We start from the raw sequence: 2,573 nt of genomic DNA, 5'->3' as shown, positions 1-2,573 counted from the left end.
GATTCGCCCGGCCCGAACTTCGCCTTCGGCGACAGCCAAATGACCAGTTCCTCCTGATGCGGCGCCCAACTCATCAAATGAGCTCCCTGCAAGGCGATGCTCGCCATGGCGAGACCGTTGCTGATCTCCACCACACCCTGCCCGTTCGGACCTTCCTTGAAAACAACCTCGCCGGTGATGCCAAAGCGCTGGTCTAAGACGGAAATATCGTTCGGGTCCATAAATCCTCCTGTCAGGGTTGAGGTTGATTAAAGAGACTTAGCCATTAGACAAGTCGACGAGTTGGTGCGATGGGCGCCGGCTCACCGGGGGCAAACTTTATTGCAAAAGCGTGTCGCTGTTGCAACAGATGTCACATTTTTTCGCGAAGAATGGGGAGATGTAGGATGGGCAAAGGCCGACAAAAGGCTGTGCCTTTCAAGCTAAAATGAGCCTTCCGAATCAACCCACCCCATCGCCGACCCCATGAAAACACCCTTCTGGCGCGAAAAATCACTGGCCGAAATGAGCGAACAGGAATGGGAATCGCTGTGCGACGGATGCGGAAAATGCTGTCTGCACAAGATCGAGGACGAAGACACCGGCGAATTGTTCTTCACCAGCGTGGCGTGCCGGCTGCTCGACATCGGGGCTTGCCGCTGTACTCATTACCAAGAGCGCACGGTCTTGGTTCCGGAATGTCTGGACCTGCGCGCCGGCTTCACGCAATACCATTGGCTTCCGTCCACCTGCGCCTACCGGCTGCTGGCGGAAGGCAAAGACCTGCCCGCTTGGCATCACCTGGTTTGCGGCGACCGCGAAGCCGTGCACGATGCCGGGGTTTCCATACGCCGTTATGCAATACCGGAAGCCGAAGTAGAGTCCGTGGAAGATCACGTGATCGAATGGATGGATTGAAACCGGATTCCTCATCGGATCGTCACCCGTGAAAACGTTCACCCGCTACGAATCCGTCGACGAGGTGCTGCGCTGGCTGGACCGGCAGGTTTCCGCGTTGCCGCCGGAAACGGTCGCGGTGTCCGAAGCCTGCGGGCGCGTTCTCGCCGAAACGGTGCAGTCGCCCATCGATGTGCCCCCATTCGACCGCGCCGCCATAGACGGTTATGCCGTACGCGGATTCGAAACCATCGGTGCGGGCGCCTACAGCCCGGTGATGCTGAAATTGCACGATACAGCAGTCGCCCTACAACCCGGAACGGCAGCGAGAGTCGCGGCAGGCGCGCCACTGCCGGACGGCGCGGATACGATCGTTCCGTTCCCGCTCGCCGAGGAGGCCGGCGGTTTCGTGAATATCGCGGCGGCGGTTGCGCCGGGCGAACACATCGTCCGCCGAGGCAAGGACATCGCCTGCGGCAGCCCGCTGCTGCCCGAAGGCAGGCTTTTGCGCGCCCAGGATCTGGCCTTGTTGGCCGCCTGCGGATTGGATCGGATAATCGTCGTTCGACGACCCAGGATAAGGCTCGTGACCACCGGCGACGATTTGGCGGTTCCGGAACAGCCTCGCAGTGCTCATCAGCATTTCGAGGCCGGCTCGTCGATGTTGAAAGCGCTCGTGGCGCGGGACGGGGGCGAAGTCGCAGCTTGGATGCATGTAACCGACGATGCGATCGGGGAGGCGTTGCGCACGGATGAAATCGACGCGGTGCTGATCGCGGGAAGCAGCGGCGAAGGCTGGAACGACCGTGCCGCCGAAGCGCTGGAAACGGCCGGAGAGCTGGCCTGGCACGGCATCGCCCTGGAGCCGGGGCGCTCGACCGGCATCGGCCGGATCGGAAGCACCTTGGTGTTTCTTCTGCCGGGAGAACCGGTGGCCAGCTTCTGCGCCTATGATCTTTTCGCGGGCCGCGCCATACGGCGCATGGGCGGCCGAAGCACGGCCTGGCCTTATCCGGCACGGCGGGTCGTCTTGACCAAGAAAATCAGCTCGGAACTCGGCAGCACCGACTATTGCCGGGTACGGCTGACGCCGAACGGCGCCGAACCCGTCGCCGTGGGCGGCAATACCCGCCTCTCGGCCCTTGCCGCTGCCGACGGATTTCTGCTGGTGCCCGAAGACTGCGAAGGTTATCCGCCCGGCGCCGAAGTGACCGTATTCCTTTATGACTCCCTCGATTCGGAACCAAACCATGTCCGATAACGACGACCTGCGGCGCGCGGCCCGCCAGGAGCAATTTCTGGACGTCATCGACCGCACGGAAGCGGCGGCGCGGTTTCATGCCCATCTCCGGCTGGAGCCGTCCGGCCGTGAAACCGTTCCGCTCGCCGATGCCTTGGGCCGGGTGCTGGCGCGCACCGTGAGCGCGCCCGTGGACGTGCCGGCCTTCGATCGCGCCAGCGTGGACGGCTTCGCGGTCCGGTCCGGGGATACTTACGGCGCGAGCGACGAAGTTCCGGCGGCGTTGTCCCTGAACCCGGAGGTGCTCGCGCCCGGCGTCGAACCGTCGATAGCCGTCACGGCCGGGACCGCCACCCCCATCGCGACAGGCGGCATGCTGCCGAGGGGCGCCGATGCGGTGGTGATGATCGAGCACACCGAATTGCTGGAAGATCGCCAGCCGCTCCGCATCGAAATC

At 63.2% G+C, this 2,573-nt stretch carries 3 protein-coding genes and 1 pseudogene; 3 read left to right on the top strand and 1 reads right to left on the bottom strand.

Going from position 1 to position 2,573, the window contains the following annotated elements:
• A partial coding sequence (locus ABJK70_RS23435; RefSeq protein WP_347259303.1) for a hypothetical protein occupies window positions 1–221 on the bottom strand: 221 nt, incomplete at its 3' end.
• 244 nt (window positions 222–465) lie between these two features.
• Between ABJK70_RS23435 and ABJK70_RS23430 the strand changes: the two genes are divergently transcribed.
• From ABJK70_RS23430 to ABJK70_RS23420, 3 genes and pseudogenes are all read left to right on the top strand, one after another.
• Window positions 466–897: a YcgN family cysteine cluster protein gene (locus ABJK70_RS23430; protein WP_077728567.1), complete on the top strand. Its 432-nt coding sequence runs from the start codon at window positions 466–468 to the stop codon at window positions 895–897.
• A gap of 28 nt (window positions 898–925) precedes the next feature.
• Complete coding sequence (glp, locus tag ABJK70_RS23425) at window positions 926–2,137, top strand: gephyrin-like molybdotransferase Glp (RefSeq protein ID WP_347259302.1); 1,212 nt, start codon at window positions 926–928, stop codon at window positions 2,135–2,137.
• Window positions 2,100–2,573 (top strand): annotated as a pseudogene (locus ABJK70_RS23420) (hypothetical protein); the annotation flags it as partial. The gene glp and the pseudogene ABJK70_RS23420, both read left to right, overlap by 38 nt.

The organism is Methylocaldum sp., assembly GCF_039794385.1.
Taxonomy (GTDB): Bacteria; Pseudomonadota; Gammaproteobacteria; order Methylococcales; family Methylococcaceae; genus Methylocaldum.
The sequence above is the reverse complement of the archived record's forward strand: the minus strand, read 5'-3'. Positions and strand labels throughout refer to the sequence as shown.

Bases quoted from the DNA above. Each gene is read 5' to 3' on its own strand.
- ABJK70_RS23430 (WP_077728567.1), top strand. From the start codon at position 466: ATGAAAACACCCTTCTGGCGCGAAAAATCACTGGCCGAAATGAGCGAA.